The organism is Vibrio wakamikoensis, from assembly GCF_050337275.1.
Taxonomy (GTDB): Bacteria; Pseudomonadota; Gammaproteobacteria; order Enterobacterales; family Vibrionaceae; genus Vibrio; species Vibrio chaetopteri.
Window position 1 is genome coordinate 1 of record NZ_JAKJST010000044.1, and the last position, 19,162, is coordinate 19,162.

General features: G+C 44.3%; 21 protein-coding genes. 10 read left to right on the plus strand and 11 right to left on the minus strand.

Translation table 11 applies throughout. From position 1 onward, the window contains the following. From L4C42_RS21915 to L4C42_RS21925, 3 genes are all read right to left on the minus strand, one after another. On the minus strand, window positions 1–231 hold a 231-nt coding region (locus L4C42_RS21915), incomplete at its 3' end, for a transposase (protein WP_429761738.1). 54 nt (window positions 232–285) lie between these two features. After that, window positions 286–768: a LysR family transcriptional regulator gene (locus L4C42_RS21920; protein ID WP_429761739.1), complete on the minus strand. Its 483-nt coding sequence runs from the start codon at window positions 766–768 to the stop codon at window positions 286–288. Window positions 769–864: 96 nt separating this feature from the next. Beyond that, the gene (locus tag L4C42_RS21925) at window positions 865–1,383 is read right to left on the minus strand and encodes a porin family protein (protein ID WP_418642815.1); all 519 of its coding nucleotides are present in this window, start codon (window positions 1,381–1,383) and stop codon (window positions 865–867) included. Window positions 1,384–1,653: 270 nt separating this feature from the next. Here L4C42_RS21925 and L4C42_RS21930 point away from each other — a divergent pair, with 270 nt between their 5' ends. Further along, a complete protein-coding gene (locus L4C42_RS21930; protein ID WP_353499715.1) occupies window positions 1,654–2,283 on the plus strand; it encodes a GNAT family N-acetyltransferase in 630 nt (209 codons plus the stop codon). Window positions 2,284–2,353: 70 nt separating this feature from the next. Here the strand turns inward: L4C42_RS21930 and L4C42_RS21935 are convergent, their stop codons facing one another. Both L4C42_RS21935 and L4C42_RS21940 read right to left on the minus strand, forming a co-directional pair. After that, entirely contained in the window at window positions 2,354–2,563 is a 210-nt protein-coding gene (locus tag L4C42_RS21935; RefSeq protein WP_353499714.1) for a hypothetical protein, read from the minus strand. Then, entirely contained in the window at window positions 2,563–3,507 is a 945-nt protein-coding gene (locus L4C42_RS21940; RefSeq protein WP_429761740.1) for an SDR family oxidoreductase, read from the minus strand. Before L4C42_RS21940 ends, L4C42_RS21935 begins: the two co-directional genes overlap by 1 nt. Window positions 3,508–3,686: 179 nt before the next feature. On the opposite strand from L4C42_RS21940, the gene L4C42_RS21945 reads away from it, so the two are divergent. From L4C42_RS21945 to L4C42_RS21955, 3 genes are all read left to right on the plus strand, one after another. Continuing rightward, window positions 3,687–4,580 (plus strand): AraC family transcriptional regulator, encoded by an 894-nt coding sequence (locus L4C42_RS21945; protein ID WP_353499712.1) that lies wholly within the window; start codon window positions 3,687–3,689, stop codon window positions 4,578–4,580. Window positions 4,581–4,696: 116 nt separating this feature from the next. Beyond that, on the plus strand, window positions 4,697–5,395 hold the full coding sequence (locus L4C42_RS21950; RefSeq protein ID WP_429761741.1) for a fibrobacter succinogenes major paralogous domain-containing protein: 699 nt from the start codon (window positions 4,697–4,699) through the stop codon (window positions 5,393–5,395). Between the two features lie 69 nt (window positions 5,396–5,464). Then, the gene (locus L4C42_RS21955; RefSeq protein ID WP_353499709.1) at window positions 5,465–5,899 is read left to right on the plus strand and encodes a hypothetical protein; all 435 of its coding nucleotides are present in this window, start codon (window positions 5,465–5,467) and stop codon (window positions 5,897–5,899) included. A 72-nt stretch (window positions 5,900–5,971) separates the two neighbouring features. On the opposite strand, the gene add is transcribed toward L4C42_RS21955, so the two are convergent. Continuing rightward, entirely contained in the window at window positions 5,972–6,976 is a 1,005-nt protein-coding gene (add, locus tag L4C42_RS21960; protein ID WP_429761742.1) for an adenosine deaminase, read from the minus strand. Between the two features lie 134 nt (window positions 6,977–7,110). Between add and L4C42_RS21965 the strand changes: the two genes are divergently transcribed. Together L4C42_RS21965 and L4C42_RS21970 are read left to right on the plus strand one after the other, a co-directional pair. Then, window positions 7,111–8,025 carry a LysR family transcriptional regulator gene (locus tag L4C42_RS21965; protein ID WP_429761754.1) on the plus strand — a complete coding sequence of 305 codons (915 nt, stop codon included), beginning with the start codon at window positions 7,111–7,113 and terminating at the stop codon, window positions 8,023–8,025. A gap of 30 nt (window positions 8,026–8,055) precedes the next feature. Continuing rightward, window positions 8,056–9,087 (plus strand): alpha/beta hydrolase, encoded by a 1,032-nt coding sequence (locus tag L4C42_RS21970; protein ID WP_353499707.1) that lies wholly within the window; start codon window positions 8,056–8,058, stop codon window positions 9,085–9,087. A gap of 173 nt (window positions 9,088–9,260) precedes the next feature. On the opposite strand, the gene L4C42_RS21975 is transcribed toward L4C42_RS21970, so the two are convergent. Beyond that, window positions 9,261–10,055, minus strand: coding sequence for a sulfite exporter TauE/SafE family protein (locus L4C42_RS21975; protein WP_353499706.1), 795 nt, complete (start codon window positions 10,053–10,055; stop codon window positions 9,261–9,263). A gap of 78 nt (window positions 10,056–10,133) precedes the next feature. Continuing rightward, window positions 10,134–12,026 (minus strand): DUF3604 domain-containing protein, encoded by a 1,893-nt coding sequence (locus tag L4C42_RS21980; protein WP_429761743.1) that lies wholly within the window; start codon window positions 12,024–12,026, stop codon window positions 10,134–10,136. A gap of 456 nt (window positions 12,027–12,482) precedes the next feature. Between L4C42_RS21980 and L4C42_RS21985 the strand changes: the two genes are divergently transcribed. The 3 genes from L4C42_RS21985 to L4C42_RS21995 all read left to right on the plus strand — a co-directional run bounded on the left by L4C42_RS21985 (window position 12,483) and on the right by L4C42_RS21995 (window position 15,221). Next, window positions 12,483–13,919 carry a PTS transporter subunit EIIC gene (locus tag L4C42_RS21985; RefSeq protein WP_353499704.1) on the plus strand — a complete coding sequence of 479 codons (1,437 nt, stop codon included), beginning with the start codon at window positions 12,483–12,485 and terminating at the stop codon, window positions 13,917–13,919. A 196-nt stretch (window positions 13,920–14,115) separates the two neighbouring features. Beyond that, the gene (locus tag L4C42_RS21990; protein ID WP_353499703.1) at window positions 14,116–14,739 is read left to right on the plus strand and encodes a Crp/Fnr family transcriptional regulator; all 624 of its coding nucleotides are present in this window, start codon (window positions 14,116–14,118) and stop codon (window positions 14,737–14,739) included. Between the two features lie 2 nt (window positions 14,740–14,741). Then, window positions 14,742–15,221 carry a P-loop nucleotide/nucleoside kinase family protein gene (locus L4C42_RS21995; protein ID WP_353499702.1) on the plus strand — a complete coding sequence of 160 codons (480 nt, stop codon included), beginning with the start codon at window positions 14,742–14,744 and terminating at the stop codon, window positions 15,219–15,221. A gap of 79 nt (window positions 15,222–15,300) precedes the next feature. On the opposite strand, the gene truD is transcribed toward L4C42_RS21995, so the two are convergent. Both truD and L4C42_RS22005 read right to left on the minus strand, forming a co-directional pair. Beyond that, on the minus strand, window positions 15,301–16,254 hold the full coding sequence (gene truD, locus L4C42_RS22000; protein WP_429761744.1) for a tRNA pseudouridine(13) synthase TruD: 954 nt from the start codon (window positions 16,252–16,254) through the stop codon (window positions 15,301–15,303). Between the two features lie 49 nt (window positions 16,255–16,303). Continuing rightward, window positions 16,304–16,897 (minus strand): NADPH-dependent FMN reductase, encoded by a 594-nt coding sequence (locus L4C42_RS22005; RefSeq protein WP_429761745.1) that lies wholly within the window; start codon window positions 16,895–16,897, stop codon window positions 16,304–16,306. 429 nt (window positions 16,898–17,326) lie between these two features. Between L4C42_RS22005 and L4C42_RS22010 the strand changes: the two genes are divergently transcribed. Next, window positions 17,327–18,226: a class I SAM-dependent methyltransferase gene (locus tag L4C42_RS22010; RefSeq protein WP_353499699.1), complete on the plus strand. Its 900-nt coding sequence runs from the start codon at window positions 17,327–17,329 to the stop codon at window positions 18,224–18,226. Between the two features lie 109 nt (window positions 18,227–18,335). Here the strand turns inward: L4C42_RS22010 and phnX are convergent, their stop codons facing one another. Then, window positions 18,336–19,154 (minus strand): phosphonoacetaldehyde hydrolase, encoded by an 819-nt coding sequence (phnX, locus tag L4C42_RS22015; RefSeq protein ID WP_353499698.1) that lies wholly within the window; start codon window positions 19,152–19,154, stop codon window positions 18,336–18,338. Between the last annotated feature and the right edge of the window lie 8 nt (window positions 19,155–19,162).

Here is a 19,162-nt window from a genome sequence, read left to right on the forward strand (position 1 = left end):
AATCCTAGCTTCTAACTCTTGGATCTTCTGCTGTTCTGGCGTTAGAGCTTTAACCGCTGGCGTTTCTCCGCCGCGCTCAATCTTTAGTTGATCTACCCAGCGTCGTAAGGCTGTATCGCCGATATCTAAGGATCGTGCCGCCTCAGATATTGAGTAACCTTGATCAAGAACCAAGCTTGCGGCATCTACTTTGAACTCAGGAGAAAATGTACGTCGTTGTCGTTTTGTCATTGAACACCTCATTTACGGTGGAGACTTTACCACCTAATTTGGTGTCCGGGATCATTAAACCACTACAATGTCACCCTTTTCTATCCCAGAAATCGTGTGATCGTTCCATGAGGTGATGTGCACTTTTAAGTTCGGTGCATGCTTTTTAAAGTGACGATAGATGTCTCCAGAAACAGAGAAAACGAACTGAGACGACAACGCAATCGTAATCTCTTCGTCAAGCTCTGCCGGATCAAACAGACTGCTAGCGTTGACCACACTTTCAAGCTGATGAATCAGTGGCAATAGATCACGGGCAAGTTGTTCGGAAAACGTGGTTGGCTCAAGTCCGGTTTTCACTTTGACGAACAGTAAGTCATCAAAATGATGTCGGAGCTTTTGCAACGATTGGCTAACGGCGGGTTGCGATACAAACAAACGCTCAGCGGCTTTGCGCATGTTTTTCTCTTCAAGCAGAACTTTAAACACTCGAAGTAAATTGAGGTCGAGATTGTTGAATCGATTTTTAGCCAAGATGCTTGCTCTTGTTCGTGACATAAACGCGAACCTTAGCATAGCGTGTTTGGAGAATGTCATAGAGCCAACAAATTGCCCGTTGGCTCAGAAACTAAATAGTAACCAACTATGAACGTGCTAGAAGCGGTAGCCAACAGTAAATGATACTGAGTCTGTATCAATACCATCATAGCCACTCATGTCATAGCGAAGATCTGCGTAGATGCCCATTTGCGTTTGAGCTCTCACACCCATACCGATCATTAAGCTGGTATCGTTGGCAGACAAGCTATCGTGGCGATCAGAAATCTTTTCATTGGCAAAAGCAAGACCGATTGCGCCATAGGGTTTTAGCCAAAGCTGGCCAACGTCGAACGCATAGCCAATATCAGTATCGATTTTGAATGTATTGAAATCGTAGTCGAGATCAAATGCGCTTTTGCTGTTCATACTGTATGACGCGTTGACACCAAAGATGTGGTTGATGTCGTAACCGTATTCGAGCTTAAAGCCTGAATCGAGTTTTAAGTCGTCTCCACCTTCGCTTAGTGTTACACCAGAAATACCTGCGCCTACGCGATGACCTTGAAAATCCGTGTTGGCAACGGCGCAAAATGAAAGCGTTGAGATGGTGGCGATGATGAGTGTCTTTTTCATGTTAATGTGCTCTTGTTGTGTATAAATCACAGCGTCCTAGCCGTATTGATCACTCCTTGTCGAATGAGCTGCATTGTAGAAACTTGTTGTTTTTCAGACTAATCACCTTTGTTTACTAGTCTCATTAGCTCTACTTATCATCAGGCTTACTTTCATGATTTACCTTCAACTGGTGAAAGATACCTTGAGAAATCCTCACTGTTATCCGTTGCTTTCGCTTGTTAACTTGGAATGACGTAAAACCGAAGGATTGGAACACAGTATGGAACTATGGATAAAGCTGGAGTATCTGGCGCTGCAGATTTGGGCGATTTATTTGATAAAAGCACTGCTGTTTGGATAAGTTTGTTCGCTATTAAGGCACTTAATCGTCACTCATTAGCATCAAATGTTGTAGAAATTAAAATGATTGAAACTGAAAGATTGATACTCCGACCCACAATACAATACGATCTACAGCTCTATCGTGCGCTATTTCAAGATCCCGATATCGTCAGATATTTACCCGGTGGCGAGCCATACTCATGTGATTACATTGCGAACTACGTATCTAAAAAGTTGGCACATTGGGAAAAGGGCTTTGGTACGTTCACCGTCACGCTAAAGAATCACCCCGAGGTCTGTGTTGGTTATGCCGGAATTGAGCAGTTACCCGATTCTCACTTTCACGATATTCGATATGGCTTTCTGCCTAGCTACCAAGGGCTAGGTTTTGCTACGGAAGCGGCTCGCGCCTCAATAGAGTTTGTATTTGAAAACCGCTTTGTAGAAGAAGTATTTGGTGTGGCTGTTGTCGACAATCTTCCCTCTATTCGTATTTTGCAAAAGTTGGCAATGACACCGTCTTCCGCGACGCTCTATGAGAGTGATGATTTAGTCACGTTTTCTATTCGTAGGTAGTCGCACCGTTGGAGGCGATTTAGCTGTCATCTCCACTTAATCGCCACAATCTATTTACTGGTTATTCTCTTTATAGATAGCAGGCTTGATATCCAAAAGAGCGGTGCATGAAGCCCTGCACTCCGCCCCCACCAAACGCGACACCAAGCTCGTGTTTTTCTGTCGGCTTTGTTTCCGTCGAGTTGAGGTCTTCATCGACGTTGGGGGATGAGCAAGCCGCCAAAACGGTGGCGGCGAACACGACGGATATAGTCTTTAGTGCCTTGGCTCTACGTAGCATTATAGTGACCATTTGATAGCGGTTTTGTCTAGCGACAAGTCCCACAGCTTCGTTGCCATTTCTTTGTCTAAGGCAATCGCATCAAGCTCGTTTTCTCCCACAGAGCCTACAGTATTAGCGCGTTGGGTTGGGCCATAAAGTTTGCCTGTTTGAAGGTCTTGCTCTGTTGCACACATAACTTCCGGCCACGCGCCACGCTCCGCAGATTGGGCAATCACTCGAGACATCACTGCCCACAGCACTTTATTGAATGTACTTGCCGTATCTTTTAGCAGGTTGGTGCGTGATGCGCCTGGATGACAAATATGAACTTGTACATTTTTTCCCGCAGCTTCAATACGACGCTGTAACTCCAAGCCAAACATGATCTGCGCGAGCTTGCTTTGAGCATAAGAATCCCAAGCTGTGTAGTTGTCATCAAAATTAAGATCTTCAAACTTAATACGTTTTAGCCCCATCTTGTAGGCGTTGCTGCCAACCATCACAATGCGACCTTGAGAAGCTTCAATTCGGTCAAACAACAGTCCACAAAGTAAAAAGTGTCCAAAGTGGTTCACGCCCAATTGACTCTCAAAACCATCAACGGTGAACTGCTGTGTTGCAACTTGAGCGATTGCGCCGTTGCAGATCAATGCATCAATAGAAGTCACAGTTTCTAAGAGCTTTGCGGCTGCCTGACGCACCGAATCGAGACTTCCAAGATCGATTTGTACAAAGCTGACATCAATATCATTGCCCAAAGTTTGCTTCAGTTCATTGATGGCAGTTTCAGATTTCGCTGGGTTGCGGTTCAACATAACAACTCGAGCACCTTTGGAAAGCAGAGTTCGAGAGGCTTCAAAACCAGCGCCACTGTTCGCACCAGTGATGACATAAGTTCTACCTACAAGAGAGCTTATACGTTCTGGAGTCCAACCGTTTTTACCGAAAAGTTGAGCAGTCATAGTGTTTACCTTTGTGTAATTTCTGAGCTTTTTTGTCACGCGACAAATCAAGTTGCTTGTCGTTTTCAACAGTAGTATCGTTGTCTGAAATCTACTATAACTCTCGCAATGGTTGATAAATAGGCGAATTAATCTCTATTAATTGCCTATTAGTATCATTTTTGGTTTAAGGTGTTGAAATGATAAAGCAACAGATAAAACAGCTTGTAGAAGATCGAATCACTGAAGACGGTATGCTTGATACTGGTATACAAGGCGTTCGGCTGTTTAAGGTCACGACAGCAGTACCTTGTGTCCCTGCCGTCTATGAGCCAACGGTTATCGTTATTTTGAGTGGTAAGAAAGAAGCGATACTCGAAGGTGCTCGCTATGTTTACGACAATAGTCAGTACATGTGTTGTACAGTATCGATCCCCGTTGAGGCAGGCACTCCAGAAGCATCACCTGAAGAGCCACTGATCGGTGTTTATATTTCACTCGACACCAAGTTGATGACGGAGCTGGCGATTGAAATGGAAAGCACTGCGGGTGCGGTTAAGCTTCCAAAAAGCAGCAATCAGCCTCCGGGCATGTCTCTCGCCGACTGGGACGATGCATTTGGTGATGCCTTGTTGAGACTGCTTCAGCTTGGTGATGATAAAGCGGATGTGTCTATACTTGGTGAAAGTCGATTGCGTGAGCTCTACTATGCCGTGCTCAAAGGAGAGGCTGGGGTCTCTGCTCGAAGAGCGTTTGGTGTTGGAAATGAAATTGCGCGCTCGATAGAACACTTATCTCTTAACCTCAGTAAGAATGTCACCATTGATGAACTGGCGTCATTAGTTGGAATGAGTAGGGCTGTGTTCCACCGAAAATTCAAACAAGCGACTCGAATGTCACCGATCCAATTCATGAAATCGATGCGTCTCAACAACGCAGCAATGAAGATCGCAGCAGGTATGAATGTCAGTAAGGCTGCAATGGCTGTGGGCTATGTGAGTTCTTCTCAGTTTAGCCGAGAGTTTAAACGTCTTTATGGTGTATCGGCAAAGCAGTGGAGCCAATCTCAAGACCTACCCAAGAACATTGCCTAGAGTAGTCTTAAACTCTTACTTGATACAAATAGGCAAGTAATGGAGATTATATTGCCTAGTTTGCAGTCAGTTTGAGAGATAAAGTAAAGATAGACCAACAACGAAGGTAACTCGTCGTGAAGAAGCTATTTTTATCTATAGGAGTCACTATGGTTCTTGCTGCAACATCATCCGCGAATGACATTAACTCTGCGTTAAACACGTTAGAAGGTACCGTTCAAGACAATGAAGGTAATGTTTATCGAACGGTTCAGATTGGCGATCAGGTTTGGATGGCTGAAAACTTGAGAAGCACTAAGTATCAAGACGGCTCAAAGATAAAGACCGCAGCAATCCCTAAAGATGATGACTCAAACCTACTCAAATATGGGCGCCTTTACGATTGGCACGATGTTGCAGATGAACGCAATCTTTGTCCAGAAGGTTGGCGTGTCGCAACCGATGAAGATTGGAAAGAACTTGAACGAACCATAGGTATGTCAGAAGAGGACATCGGTAAAGATGGATGGCGTGGCGACAATGATATCGCGATTCAGCTTAAAGAGAGTCAACCAGACAGCTTGTTTAAATCGTTCGATCAGTCTCAGGTAAATAAACAAAACTTTTTCGCCCGCCCTGCTGGGGTGAAATGGAAAGGTTTTTATATTACTCAAGGTGTTTATACCGAATTTTGGACAGGTACTAAAGCGAAGGATGACAAGGCGTTCATCCGCACACTCGCTTACTCTTGGTGGAATCCTCATAAAGGTGAAATCAGACGCACTACGAGCTCGAAAGACTATATGTTTTCGGTGAGATGTATAAAAGTAGAGTGATTTGGACTCTGGGCATTGTTTAGACGGTCAGTGATCCTAGAAATGTTTGTAAAATGATAAGGAACAAATATGACCAAAGAGCAGCTCCTCCCCCAGCTTTTCTTTAGAGAATCGCACACAAACAAACTCGTGTCGCCAACCTTTGATGCTTTGGGCTCGATCGACCCAATAATGTTTCAGGAATGGCAAAACAGCAAACGAGAGCTTGTTCTTGCCGATGTAGCAGACACCCATTGGGTCAAAACATGTACGGAAGGCTATATCACCGAAGTGGTGTTTCATGCAGATGGTGCGCTAAATGAGTATCGGTTGTTCGATCGTTTTGAAACGCAGGGGAGGTGGTTCTTAGCTGACGGAATCCTACATGTGGAAATCATCAAAGGGGAAAATCGCTATTCCTTTGGTGTAATAGGCAATGCAGATGTCAATATTCACTCTGCGGTTGAGTACAAGAACGATGAGCTGCACTCTTACCTGAAACTGGCGCAGATTAAGCCAAATTGATGACAATTGAATGGTTGGAGCTGGAAGTGCGATAGCCTAAAGAACGGCTATCGCAACTCATACCGACGCTAGTTACACTATGATCTGGCCTTCAAAACCAAGTAGGTGCTGCTTGACTTCTTTGGATGCAAAAGACTTAGAAACACTACTCAAATAGATGCTTCTATAGTCCTCTTGGGTGAGTTTAAACGTCTCACACACCTTCTCCACTTCTTTAGTCATCGTGGTATTAGACACCGTGCGGTTGTCAGTGTTAATGGTGACGACCACATCGTCTTTATGGAAATCTCTGACAGGGTGATCAGCAAATTTCTCAACGCATTTGGTTTGCACATTGCTTGTCGGACATAGCTCTAGCGCAATTGCATTATCTTTCACTACAGAGTAAGCCTGCTGGTGATCTTTCATATGAACGCCGTGACCAATGCGCTCGGCATCGAGTATAGTCACTGCGTCATACACATTTTGGCCACACCATTGCTCCCCTGCATGAATTGTGAGTCGATACCCTTTATCGGCAGCGTACTGAGTAAATTCAGGAAACTCGCTGCAAAAGCCTGGTTTTTCTCCTCCTGCGATATCAAAAGCAACCACGCCTTTATTCAGCCAAGGAGCACCAGCATCAATGACAGATTTGATGTCATCAGTTGGCATGCCACGAAGCACAGACAAGATGTAGTTGCCGTGGATATCGTAAAGTGCTTCCGCTCGCCTCATTCCTTTAACAACACTGTCAATGATCTCAAAAAGCGCTAAGCCTTTCTGTTGATGAAGCAATGGCCCAAATCTTACCTCTAAGTACTTAACGTTTTCTTTTGCCGCGTCTTCAAATAGTTCAAATGAAATACGCTCTAGTGCCTCTGTAGTTTGCATTACCTGCAAGGGTAGAGCGAAACAATCTAAGTACTCGTCGAGATTCTTACATTCTTCTGGAACGGACAGGGAGTTAATTAGTACCTCTTTGTTACGGCCTTCGGTTACTCCGTCTTTTAGCGCCAGCTCATAAATGGTTTCTGGTCGCGCGCTGCCGTCAAGGTGGCAGTGTAAATCGATTTTTGGAAGTGCCGCATAGTTCATAACATTAACTCCAAGCTGGTTGTTTAAGAGGTAACTTAGCTGAGATGGTATATGATTGGAATTGACGATATTTCCAGAATGATATGAATGAAAGGAATACTACAGTGAAGTTTAACGCGCCTATAAAAACTGACATGAATTTACTCTCATGTTTTCAGGTGATTATGGAGGAGCGCAATATAAGCCGCGCCGCAGAAAGGCTATTCTTGACTCAGTCGGCGGTGAGTAAGCAGCTTACTAGGCTTAGAGGCTGGTTTGATGATCCTTTGTTCGAGCGTTCACCAAAAGGGCTGCTTCCGACACCGAAAGCGCTGCAAATCGCGCCACAGGTTGAGAGTATTTTGCTACAAGTGGATATGCTGAGTTGGCAGGAAGACTTTGATCCCGGTGAGAGCGAGCGTTTGTTTCAATTTGAGCTGGTGGAAACTGCGTATAGCTCTATCTATTCAAATGTTGTGATAGAGGCGTTGGAACAGGCACCAAGTATTCAATTGAAGACCAAAACTTGGGATCAGCAAACGTTCGAGCGTTTACTTAAAAGGGATGCGGACTTTGGTATTGGAATGGTTGAGTACGACGAGCGAGCGAGTAACCAAGTTCATAAACTGCCAAAAGATCTCGAGTGTGTGGAGCTCGTTCGTGATTACTCAGTGTGTCTGATGCGCCCAGATCATCCAGCATTAAAGATAGATTGGGACGTAACGGCATTTACTCAATATCGGCATATACACGTAGTGACTGGCGGTGTGGGCAGTTGGTTGCTGATGGACATACTCAATAAGCGAGATATACCTCTTGATATCGCCCTCAATGTCCCGGATGTTGAGAGTGCAATTTCGGTCTGCAGACACAGCGATTTGCTGATGTGCTATCCCTACAGCGCGGTTAAACATATTGTCGCTGAGGGCACTCTCGTTGCTAAACCGATACCGATAGAGCTTGAACCTGGGGCGCTATTTCTATTCTGGCATAAGTTTTTCAACACCGACCCGAGCCACGTTTGGATGCGCAAGCTCGTTGAAATGACATGTCGAAATAATGGGAATTAACTGGCTAAAAACGAAAAGATTGGAGACATCATGATAAGTTTTTTGATGATAGTAGTGCTGTGCATTTTAGCGCTGTGCCTGTTTAACTTTTGGGGAACTCGTTTTCGTGAATCAGGTATGAAGCCGATAGATTCAAACTTATTGGAAAACAGCCAACAAAAGATAGCAATCACGAGAGATGGACGGAGTGTCGCTTATTGTGTTTACGGCAGCCAAGACCTTACGGCACCAGTGGTAATCAATATGCACGGCTCTGGACTTGAAGCGGGTTTCGAGCGCCAAACCTATCAGAAAATCAGTTCTTCTTTGGGTTGTAGAGGTATCGCCATTAGCTTACCTGGCTGTGGGTTTTCTGATGAAAAGCCGGGTAGAAGAGTGGTGGACTGGCCAAAGGAAGACTTGGAGGCGGTGTTAAATGCAGAAGGGGTTGAGGCGTTCCACATTACGGGGCATTCTCAGGGCACGCCTCACGCTATGGCGGCTGCCCTCCATTTTGGAGATCGCTGTATTGGCTTAGGGCTAAATGCACCGCTGTTACCAACGGCTTTGTGTGAGGAACTCGGAACCGGAGCAACCATTGGTACCGGAGGGACACCAACCTCAAAACAGTTAAAGCAGTTTTACATGGGTTGGTATTTTGCCTTGTTTCGCTTGGTATTTGGTGTGTTACCACCGAGCTTGGCGAGTACTCCAATCAGAAAAGGTTTCCCAAAGGTCAAAGCAGACAAGGAATTAGTGTCGCGGTTTGAAAAGGCCATGCGGCGCTCTGTTGTACGTGGTACGTCTGGCGCAGCTTGGGAATCTGCACAAGATACGTGTTTTGATTGGGGCTTTGATGTAAAGCACTTAGCTAACTCCAATGCTCATGTTTGGCATTCTGATGATGATTCTGCCATACCTGCAGAGCAAGGGAAATGGTTAGCAGAGCACTTAAAAGCGAACTACAAGCATGAACCTGAAGGCTATGGGCACATGACTTATTGTGTAGGAAAGTACCAAGAGCCCGAGAATTCAATGATAGCGGCACTACTGAGTGGTGTTACTAAAGGGAGTCAATCGTAATCGATTCACCCGCTTTAATAAGACAACCCGGAGAATGAAAAATCACCGGGTTTTACCACCGCTTTTCTTACCCCAAATGGTCGCTAGAAGAGTTAGAACGCTGTCTATCATTAAGATATTGAGGCGTTTTTTGAGTGAGAGGCAGACGCCTGTGTAACCCCAAACCTTACCCTTCAAAGAATAACGGTGGTTATTAAACTGGTTAAAATTGCGAACAAGGATAGATTGATTAAGGCTCTATCGGATGTTTTTTCTAGTACTTTAATGCCAATCTTCACGCCTACGAAAGAGCTTAATACAACGAGCAGCCCGATAGCAATGTTACTTTGGCTACTGCTGCTATAACGAATCGCCGTTACTCCAGAGAGTATGACGGCGATGACGATTGAGCTCCCCACAGCTTGCCTGACTGTAGCTCCTAGAATGTTTTTTAGTGCTGGTAGCAGTATGACGCCACCCCCAATTCCCGTCGTACCAAGTACTGATCCGCTCAACGCCCCGACGCTGAGAGCAGCGGACGTATTTGTTTGTTTACTCGAGGATGTCAGTTCTGTTTTGCGCCCTAAATAGAGAGAAACGAATGCGCCGGCCATAGTGATGACAACGCAGCCTTGCACAAAACGTTCAGTGAAGGGCTGAAGTGTTGGGTTAGCTGCTGATCTTACGATAATTTCAGTGGCGATGATTAGCGTAGGAATGGCGCTGATAAGAATGACCTTTACATGATGCCAGTTCACGTTTTTGCAGCGGATATGATTCAATGCTGCGTTTATTTTAATTAAGGTCGCAATGATACTCGCAGTGCCAACAGCTGTGACTATTGGCATGGAAAAGCTGAGTTGTAGCGCGGGAATAATAACGACTCCACCACCAACACCCGTCATGGTCATAAGCGCACCCACAGTGATACCAATGAATATTGCGTACGTGATTTGATGGAGTGGGAGGGTGAGAATGTCAGCTAACATGATGAACTCCAGAGAGCGATTTTCTTTTTAGCTCCCTCTACTGGCAATAACCAACTAAGGGAGCTAAGGGGGGGGAAGTTACTTAATCCAAATCGGACTTGTCCAACCGATATTGCGATCTTTTTGGAAAACACGCAGGTACACGTAGGTTGCTCCTTCCTCTAATGAGAACTCATTCAAAGTGATATCAAACTTGTGACCACCGACTGACCATTTCTCGAAAACCTCACCGTTAACAACAAGCTCGACCTTGGTCATGGGATTAGGGGTAATGGCCTCGATGTGCAGTTGATAACTATCTGATTCGCTAGCATCGTTGCCGATTTTTACGCTGTCCAATTGAAGGTCTAGGAACATACGTGGATGCGTGGTGGCAATAGTACGACGTGCCTTCATGGCATCGAAGATATCTGCACGGGTTTGGGAGTCGGCTATAACTCCAGTAATACCGCCATAGCCTGGGTTTCCATCATGACCGTCACTATTAGAAACGAAGCCAAATTTTTTGCCACGATTTAGGAAGTCGACGACCGTATTGTCTTTGACGTTATTACGAGCTTTATGAACCATAGGGTTTTTGGCATATTCAAATCTTCCCCATTGAGCGGAATAGACTTCAATCATGGTTTCATCGTTACTACTAGGTTCCCAGTTGGCGAGATCAAACCCTTTCTCGAATTTAGCGTCTTGATTGTCGACATGCTTAGGGTTGCGGCCATTACAGAATCTATGCAGGTGAGGGATGGTAATGAACTCACGCCCTTTGTAGATGTCCCAAATATCATGGATGATGCTGACCTCACGATCTGGATACTTTTCTTCTAGTAGTGAATTTTTGAATAGCACCACCGTATCACCACGTCGGCCATGGAGTTCAAAGCCACAGAATGTGACGAATGCGCCTTCCTGATTGAATTTGTCGCATTGTTCGCCAATTTCCTGCCATGTGGCTTTGTCGATGTTGAGGCTTCGGTCTTCATTAAAAGTAAATGTTTGTTCCGATAGCGCTACAAAGTCGAGACGAGCAACATCTTTTGCGTAAGTGTATGCATTGCGAGGGTATGCACCACAGTCATTGTCACGAATGTTGGCGGTTAAATTTGAGTGCGTGTGTGTATCACCCCAATAGATCTTTTGCTCTACAGTTTCCTCAACCTTGATGGCGGCTGGGGCAATGTGTAGTTCGGTATTTTCTGCTGTTGCAAGATAACGACCAGTAGGGAGTCGTGCTTCGACATCTCCATATGGGACATTCTGAAATTGGAGTCGCTCACAGCTATCAAGATTAGTGAAGACAACCGTTAACGGGTCACATTGATAATCTTTGACAGGATTCTCAAACCTATCCATTGCAAGCATCGTGAGTTTGAAGGGCTTATCTTGTTCAACCAATGTAGGGGCAACCAGTGAGAGTTCTATTGCAGCTCCCGGCTTAAGCGTTATCTCTGGGAATACAGGTAAGCGTCGAGTGACATCATGGCCACCTAAGGTGATATCAAATGTTTTTTCAATGCGACAAACATCCTCGTTAAATGCACGAATACCCACTCGGGTTGGCGCCGCGTCACCTTTTAAAAATAGTCGGTCTACGCCGCCAAATTGAACATGAAACGATTGTCCGGTTTGAAACTCGTCAATTAGAGTAATGTGCGCTTGTCTAGAAGAGTCCTTCCAACGGTTGATATGACTAAAGTTTGTGTCGACTTTCTTGATGGCGACATCAATTTCTAGACTTTCTTCATCAGCTAATGCGTAAATGTAGCTTGGTTTCCAGTAGTCGTAGCATTGTAAATACTCTTCAGACAGTTGATGCTGATATGGTTGAACGGTAATGACAAACTTGGTGCCTGATGGCAATGTGCATTTTGGCTCAACTTCTAGCCGCCATTCGTACTCACCATTTACTTCTATTTCTGCTTGCTGTGTTACACGAAAAACCGCAACGTCATCTAAATAAGTATATACATTCATAATCTCTAATTCTCTACGTCTGTTTCCGAATAAAACTTATTCTTCGTAATGTGTGTGGCTAGTTTAATATTGGTGCGTATGCTTCATTCTGTTTGGATTATTTAATGTTACATAATTACCAGGTTGATTAATAAACTAGCGTATATCTAAATAAAATAGGTGCACATCAATGTGGGGGATATGAGCACCCTGGTAAGTCGTTGTTTTTAATATATAGGTGCATCGAGAAGATACAGTATGACTGTCGTCATACTGGTTTATGGATTTTTAGTGTTTGTTGGAAAAATAAGCCGTAGTTCACACATTGATAAAGTTGTCATCGTGCTATGATCATCATCATATCTGCGTAATACAAAACCTAATAACGTTTAATTACGAAAGGGTGTATAGCTCAGGGCTATGAATTGGGTTGTTATTATAAATAGTATAATTTAAGCAGAATGCTTGGAGGCACGTGTGAAACAATTACTGTCATCAATATTAAATCAACTACAGAGGGTAGGCGGTGCTTTAATGCTACCTATCGCTGTATTACCTGTGGCTGCCTTGCTACTTCGTTTTGGGTCTGCAGACTTGCTTGATTTACCATTTGTGAAAGCATCTGGGGGAGCGATATTTGGCGGGCTACCTTTACTGTTTGCTGTCGGTATCGCCGTCGGATTGGCCAAAGACCACAATGGTACTGCTGGCGTTGCTGGCGTTATCGCACACCTGATCATTCTCGAAGGTGCAAAAACCATCACACCTGACCTTAAGATGGGTGTCTTATCTGGCATTATCGCCGGTATTATGGCGGGCTATCTCTACAACAACTTCAAAGATACTAAGTTGCCAGATTGGCTTGGGTTCTTTGGAGGGAAGCGTTTTGTTCCTGTCGTGACGGCACTGTGCTCTATCTTCATGGCCTTCATTGTTGGGCATGGCTTCCCTGCTATTGGTGCTGCAATCAACGACATTGGTATGTGGATGATCCAAAGTGGCGAACCCGGTCTATTTGTTTATGGTGCAATGAACCGTCTTCTTATTCCATTTGGTTTACATCACATTCTGAACAGTATTGTCCGCTTCATGTTTGGTTCATACACAGATGAAAGTGGTGCAGAGATCATTGGCGACCAGCTACGTTTCTTTGCCGGTGACCCTGAAGCGGGTGCATTTATGACGGGCTGTTATGTCGTGATGATGTTTGGTCTACCAGCGGTCTGCTTAGCGTTCTATGTAACAGCTAAAAAAGAACGTCGTCCAGCTTTAGTGGGGATGTTGGTCTCTATAGCGCTTACAAGCTTCCTGACGGGGATCACAGAACCTGTTGAGTTCTTGTTCATGTTCACCGCGCCAATTCTATTCGCTCTACACGCTATCTTTATGGGGGCATCTTACGTAATCAGTGATTGGCTAAATATTAAACATGGCTTTGGTTTCTCGGGAGGCTTCATCGATTACGTGTTGAACTGGGGGCTCGCAACGAACCCGATTCGAATCATCCCTCTAGGTCTTGCTTATTTTGCTATGTACTTTGTTACCTTCACTGCCGCAATTAAGTACTTCAATCTTAAGACTCCTGGGCGCGATGATGAGGAGGAAGAAGTTGTCGCCTCAACGACAGATACGAGTGGGTTAGCCGCTGCTTACTATGATGCTGTTGGAGGGTACGACAATATCACCAATATTAACTGTTGTATGACGCGTCTTCGCCTTACCGTTACTGATAGCTCAACGATTGAGGATTCGGTTTGTAAGAAGTTGGGAGCCGCAGGTGTAATTCGACCAACTCCGACAACGATTCAGATTATTGTTGGCACTTCGGCTGAAGCCATCGCCGGAGATATGAACGCTATCCACAAAGAGAAAGCGTTACAGGAACAAAAGCAGTTTGAAAGCGCTAAAGCTTAGCTGCAGAATGTGAGTCTTTTAGCCGAACTTAGTCTATGCTAAGTTCGGCTTTTTTCTTGTTTTTGCTACTAGAGAATGTGGTGTCGGTTCATATAATTGATATTATCGTTCGTAGTTAGATATCCAGCCTAGCAAGCCCAACCTTTATGCTGGTATCGTCGGTGGATATGAGGTTACGAAGCATTCCGGAGGGAAAATGGAACACTACCGATTAGCGGCATGCGACATAAAAACGGTTGTTTTGCCAAAGGGAAAATTTCTCTATGATCAACATGACGAACCAGACTGTTTCTATTTTATCGTCTCTGGTTTGGTATCGCTGCAACGCTTATTGCTGAATGGAAAAGAGGTGATGAGTCGCGTTTACAAAACCAATCAATATTTTGGCTATCGAACGCTTCTTTCTGGACAGAATTATCACGTAGGTGCCAAAGCTTTAACTGATCTCACTCTTGAACGTGTCGTGGTGCGCGATTTAGATCAGTTCTTTCAAGAGAACCCAAAATTCGTTCGTTATCTATTCTCTGAAATGGCAACAGAGCTTCGCCACGCTGAGATCCGTTTGTCCAAAATGTCTACGCACAGCGTCGAGTTAAGGGTAATTGATAGCGTGATTGATTTAGTTACCGCTGATGTAGGTTATAAGTGGACATACAGGGAAATTGCGGCTTATTCGGGATGTTCAACAGAAACGGTTATTCGTGTTAGCAAAAAGCTCAAGAACAGTGCTTTAATGCATGGAGAAAATACCAACAAGTCTTTTGAACTAGAGAAATTGCAGCAAGTGAGAACACAACTAGCGCTAGGAGAAAAGCTGTAAGAATGACCCAAATCTATTTCGTATGTGGCTTTATTGGCTCCGGTAAGACAACGTACTCTAAAGCATTGGCCGCTAAACACGCTGCGTTTCGGTTTTCTATTGATGAGTGGATGATCCCTCTATATGGCGAGCATATGGAGCGGGAGCTCTTTGATCGTCGTTTGGCAACGCTTCAAGGGTTATTTAAAGACTCTGCCTTACAGCTTTTTTCGCTCGGTGTGCCGGTTGTATTTGATTTTGGTTTTTGGACGAAAGCGGATCGGCTTGCTTTTACTGAATGGGCATCGAGTGTAGCTGCGAGCAGTGAAATTCATTATTTGGATGTCGGATTTGATGTTTGTAAGCAGAGAGCATCTGCTCGTAACTCAGAACTCAACGGCCGATCTTATGAAATGACACCAGAGATGCTGGAGTTGTTTTGGTCTTGGTTTGAGACACCGACATCAGATGAGAATGTGGTGTGGATTCAGTCAGCGGGCTAACTATTGCTGCGCACATTGACGGAGAAACGAAAAGGACGAAAGGTGTCGCACCTTTCGTCCTTTGTAATACTAAGGCCAATTAAACACCTAAGATGCCTTTTATTGCCATCGTTGCGTAGCTACCAGTCGGCAATGTGAACTGCAACTCACAGCTATCTGAGTCGAGCGGCTCAGATTTAAAATGACAATAAATAAAGTAGTCCCTGGTTGCAGACAGTTTCTTTATTTCGCCGTCGATTGCTCGCCACTTGTCTATGGCTAATTTATTCGGAAGCTTATGCGCTGCAAAGTCATCTTGGTTTGGAGCAAAGTAGCTGTTGTCCGCGATACGGATAGAGGCGCTAGCGGAGCCTTCTGCTTGTATGAGTTCACTGAGCTTCTTGTTCCACATGTGTGAGCCATGAGAACAAAGCCAAAAAGCCCTTTCGCGCATAGGTATTAAAAAATCTAGGTTCTCTAGCGTTACCTCTCTATTCGCCAGCACACCCGATTCCCGTGCGAATTCAAGACACTTATCGAGATTACCTTCAAGGTAGTGTTGTCCGATCAGATGTGTCAGCGCAGGTTGATTGGGTAAGCCGAAACGTTGGCTGTCATAGTAATTGGGGACTCTAAGCTGAGTTTCATTAATGCTTGTAAGGGCATTTTGAGCCTCTTCGTCAAGTCCTCTTAATACGATATTAAATGCGTTTCCAAGATTAGAACCAACAGTGATTTTATTGTTGGAGAAACCGATTTGATATAACTCAAGCCAAAAGTTACTGTCTTTATCATTAAATTTACTAGGGACTTTATGACTTTCAATTGTGAGATATTGCTGCGTGATCCCTTCTTCATCTTTTAAACCGGCTACGCCAATTTGACCTTCCTCTAGGTTAAATTCTTGGCTAATAATATCTATAGCGTTAAATGTTGAGATACCACTCTTCACTAAACAAAAAAGTTGATAGTTAGTAGGGCTATCGGCAATATCTAAGTTAATGACTTCGCATACCCTAAAGTCTTCATTTTTTTGTTTTATTCTATACTTCATCCATTTCTCCTTGCGATTACGCTTTATCTGGTTGAAAGTTAGTTGTTCATTACATTCCGTATCGAAATGGTTTACCGATACTTACCATGTCTCGGTGTACGGGGGCTAAAGCATTGGCATAGGCTGCGAGTAACTTGAGCGTATATTCGCTTCTAACATGTTGATTTTGTTCTGTACATTGGTGATCGGCAGTCAACGTTTGTTCGCAGTTTCTAAAGATAAGATGGTCTGGCAAAAAACAGACGTGATTGTTTTTATTTCCAGTCATACGCAGTTCGCTAATAGGGTATACGCCATTGACGCCAGCAGAGACGCTTACCAATAACGCCGCTTTGTGTGCCAATTCGTCGTCGGTAGTCAACATCAAAAAATTCTTTAGTGAAGGTGTTGCCATTCCATGCCATTCTGGCGTGATAAAAATAAAGGCATCAGATTGCTTGAGTTGTTGTTTAATGGGTTGAAATGGTGCCCATTCCTCGCTGTCTTGCCACACGCCTTCATTCCAAAGTGGTAAAGCTAAATGATGCAAGTCGAGAACATTGACCTGTTCAAAGTGTTCGCCAGCGAGTGTTGCCAGATAATTAGCCACATTGATACTTTGTGAGTTTGTTCTTTGGCTACCGGCAACGATTGCGATGTTCATTCAAAATTCCTTTTTGGGGTTTAAAATTTACTCTAAGGGAAGTGTTCTTTAATATTATGACTGTCGTCAATGCCGTTGCCCTTGAAATGGCGATTGCGTCGAAGAGTTATAATAATTCTGTTCTTGTTTTAGAATGTTTAAATCTAATTAGAGGTGTTCCAGTATTTTAATTAAATTACCAATCTCGGTGGTATGCTTATATGTCGTTTTCTGGTGAGGTTTTAAATGTGTGATCTTTATCGAGATGTTTTGTGTGAGTAGTTTTAGTTCTATTACTTAATTCAAAGTAAAGGAGTGACTTTTAAGCTATATTGGTATTTTTGTCATTAAATGTTTGTGTTTGATTAGTATTTTAATGATTGTTATCTCCTTCTCACATGTTTCTAGGTTCGAACTGTTCACTCTACAAAGAACCCGAGGTAAGCAACTATGAGCTTTTGGTTTGGTAAAGATGCGACCGCGCAAGGCGTGGCGAAGCAACGCTTAATCGAGACACTGGCACCACCGAGTAAGAGGGTCATTAGCGATCCGTACGCAAAACGATTCGTGTTAGGTGCGAGTCTCATCAAGCTGATGGGTCATCGGCTATCTGTTTTGATCACAGAGAAGTTTGCCCCTGGATTCCATCAGCACCTTATTGCGAGAACTCGATTTTTTGATGATTGTATTCAAGAGGCGGTGGAAAATGGGGTCGACCAATACGTGATTTTGGGTGCAGGTTATGACTTAAGGGCGCATCGCCTTGACCTGCCTTCCAGCCTCAGGGTTTTCGAAGTCGATCAAGCTGAAGTGCAAAAGAGAAAGCGTAAAAAACTACCCCAACACTTATTTAACTCAGAGAATGTGAGTTACGTTAGTGTGGATTTTAATCACCAATCTCTCGTTGAGCGATTATTGGCATCCGGCTTTGATCCAAATAAACCAACTATCTTCACCTTAGAAGGTGTTTCTCAGTACATTACTAAACCTGCGTTAGCCACTACCATTGAAGCATTGGCCGCTCTCACACATCGTACAGATGCAACTTTCTTGATGTCTTACGTTGACGAACGCCTTAACAGCGATCCTAAAGCTTGCTTTGGAGATGGCTATCCCCATGTAGTTAAACGTGTGAACACGATTAAAGACTTATCAGATAAATTTGGGGAGCCGTGGGTGTCTTTCTATCGCAGTGATGAGATAGAGCAAATGTTGTCTGGCTACGGCTTCAAAGTGGCAGAAAATAAGACTCTGGAGGATCTAAATGGGCGCTACTTCGAACCAATTGGTCGAAAAGTGCCTGAGCAGCACGTAATGAAGTTGGAGCACTTTGTTGTTGCGAGAGCCTAACGACCGCTCGACACCACAGTGTTGTTTAGTTTTTGTCTATCAAGGAATATTGGATGCGAAAAGCTCACGGTTAAACCGTGAGCTTTTTATTTTTCTTAGCTTGCTTATCTTACGGACGCTCACCCGCTAAAACGCGTTTCTCAATATCTGCGATCACACCTGGAAGGTCGGCAATCGTATCAACTAGATAGTGAGGTGAAGCTTTACCAAGCTTGATGCGTGCACGTTCGCGAGCTGCTGTTAGAGTTGCTTCATCAGCGGCTTGGTATTGGTCAAATGTAAGGCCAGCCTCGTTGCCAGAAAGCAGTAGACCCACAGTCCACATGCCTGCATTGTGACCTTCTTCGATACCGGGTGCTGCGTCATCCACTTTTACGCAAGCACCGACGCTAGTCGCGCCCAGTTCGATAGCGTTTTTCAGTGCCATAAATGCAGCAGGGCGGCCGCCTTGAGGTAGGTCATCAGTAGCGACGACATAGTCTGGTTTATAGCCGTAATCTGCCGCCACTGGAATGAGAACATCCATTACTTGACGTGGGTAGCCAGAACATGAGCCGATCTTGATGCCTTTGTGTTTAAGGTCGTTCACAACGTCAACCGCGTTAAGGATTGGCTCAGCGTGATCCGCTACTTTGGCTTTTTGTAGAGGCATGAATGCGGCGTAGATGGCGTCAACATCGCTGTCTTGCATTTCTTGGCCAAACTTGGCTGTCCAACGTGCTGTTACTGCTGGGATTTGGCCAACGGCTTTAATGTGATCCCATTTACCAATACCCATTGGCTCGCGAGCTTCGTCTAGAGAAATCTCGAAATCAAAGCCTTGTTTAAATGCTTCGACAAAAATGCTGGTCGGGGCAAACGAACCAAAGTCAACAATAGTGCCAGCCCAGTCAAAGATAACGGCTTGAATCGGTGATGAGTGAGACATGATGTCAT

Coding starts and splice junctions, on each gene's coding strand:
- L4C42_RS21920 (WP_429761739.1), bottom strand. CDS start 768: ATGTCACGAACAAGAGCAAGCATCTTGGCTAAAAATCGATTCAACAAT.
- L4C42_RS21925 (WP_418642815.1), bottom strand. CDS start 1,383: ATGAAAAAGACACTCATCATCGCCACCATCTCAACGCTTTCATTTTGC.
- L4C42_RS21930 (WP_353499715.1), top strand. CDS start 1,654: ATGGATAAAGCTGGAGTATCTGGCGCTGCAGATTTGGGCGATTTATTT.
- L4C42_RS21935 (WP_353499714.1), bottom strand. CDS start 2,563: ATGCTACGTAGAGCCAAGGCACTAAAGACTATATCCGTCGTGTTCGCC.
- L4C42_RS21940 (WP_429761740.1), bottom strand. CDS start 3,507: ATGACTGCTCAACTTTTCGGTAAAAACGGTTGGACTCCAGAACGTATA.
- L4C42_RS21945 (WP_353499712.1), top strand. CDS start 3,687: ATGATAAAGCAACAGATAAAACAGCTTGTAGAAGATCGAATCACTGAA.
- L4C42_RS21955 (WP_353499709.1), top strand. CDS start 5,465: ATGACCAAAGAGCAGCTCCTCCCCCAGCTTTTCTTTAGAGAATCGCAC.
- add (WP_429761742.1), bottom strand. CDS start 6,976: ATGAACTATGCGGCACTTCCAAAAATCGATTTACACTGCCACCTTGAC.
- L4C42_RS21965 (WP_429761754.1), top strand. CDS start 7,111: ATGAATTTACTCTCATGTTTTCAGGTGATTATGGAGGAGCGCAATATA.
- L4C42_RS21970 (WP_353499707.1), top strand. CDS start 8,056: ATGATAAGTTTTTTGATGATAGTAGTGCTGTGCATTTTAGCGCTGTGC.
- L4C42_RS21975 (WP_353499706.1), bottom strand. CDS start 10,055: ATGTTAGCTGACATTCTCACCCTCCCACTCCATCAAATCACGTACGCA.
- L4C42_RS21980 (WP_429761743.1), bottom strand. CDS start 12,026: ATGAATGTATATACTTATTTAGATGACGTTGCGGTTTTTCGTGTAACA.
- L4C42_RS21990 (WP_353499703.1), top strand. CDS start 14,116: ATGGAACACTACCGATTAGCGGCATGCGACATAAAAACGGTTGTTTTG.
- L4C42_RS21995 (WP_353499702.1), top strand. CDS start 14,742: ATGACCCAAATCTATTTCGTATGTGGCTTTATTGGCTCCGGTAAGACA.
- truD (WP_429761744.1), bottom strand. CDS start 16,254: ATGAAGTATAGAATAAAACAAAAAAATGAAGACTTTAGGGTATGCGAA.
- L4C42_RS22005 (WP_429761745.1), bottom strand. CDS start 16,897: ATGAACATCGCAATCGTTGCCGGTAGCCAAAGAACAAACTCACAAAGT.
- L4C42_RS22010 (WP_353499699.1), top strand. CDS start 17,327: ATGAGCTTTTGGTTTGGTAAAGATGCGACCGCGCAAGGCGTGGCGAAG.
- phnX (WP_353499698.1), bottom strand. CDS start 19,154: ATGTCTCACTCATCACCGATTCAAGCCGTTATCTTTGACTGGGCTGGC.